Below are 749 nucleotides of genomic sequence, written 5' to 3'. Positions count from 1 at the left end.
GGCAGAGTAAAACTTGAAGTGCGACATAAACCACCTAATTAATTTAAAGGGTTTATGGAGTATATAAAATTGTCATACCATCATCTTAACTTTGAAGATCGTACTGCATTAATGCTTGAGTCAAGAAAAGAAGGCTTTTCAGCCAGAAAATTTGCTGAACTTATTAAAAGACATCCTAGTACGATCTATCGTGAGCTTAAAAGAAATAGCATCAATGACGTTTATCAAGCTCGATATGCTTCTGATAACACTTTTGCTAGACGTAGACGTGGTCACAGAAAACTCAAAATCGATTCAATCCTCTGGAAATTTATTGTTGAAGCGATCCGTTGTTTATGGTCTCCTCAGCAAATAGCAAAGCGTTTAAAGACATTTCCTGATTTGGATCAAACAATGAATGTAAGCCATACAACGATTTATTCAACGATACGAGCATTACCCAAGGGTGAGTTGAAAAAAGACTTATTATCCTGTCTACGTCATGAAAATAAAAAGCGAAAAGCTAACGGTGAACCTAAAAAAGATTCTATATTACAGGATATTAAAACTATTCATGAGCGCCCAGCCGAAGTTCAAGAAAGAAAAATACCGGGTCATTGGGAAGCTGATTTAATTAAAGGTAAAGACAATAAAAGTTCGATAGCAACACTTATTGAACGAAATACACGGCTCTGTATCTTGGCAACATTACCTGATGCAAAGGCAGAATCAGTGCGCAAGGCTTTAACTGAAGCTCTGAAATATTTACC

The 749-nt window shown here is 36.2% G+C and carries 1 pseudogene; it reads left to right on the top strand.

Annotation, left to right across the window (positions count from 1 at the left end):
- Window positions 1-111: 111 nt before the first annotated feature.
- Window positions 112-749 (top strand): annotated as a pseudogene (locus MF4640_RS18820) (IS30-like element ISAba125 family transposase); the annotation flags it as partial.

The organism is Acinetobacter sp. MF4640, assembly GCF_002018895.1.
Taxonomy (GTDB): Bacteria; Pseudomonadota; Gammaproteobacteria; order Pseudomonadales; family Moraxellaceae; genus Acinetobacter; species Acinetobacter johnsonii.
The sequence above is the reverse complement of the archived record's forward strand: the minus strand, read 5'-3'. Positions and strand labels throughout refer to the sequence as shown.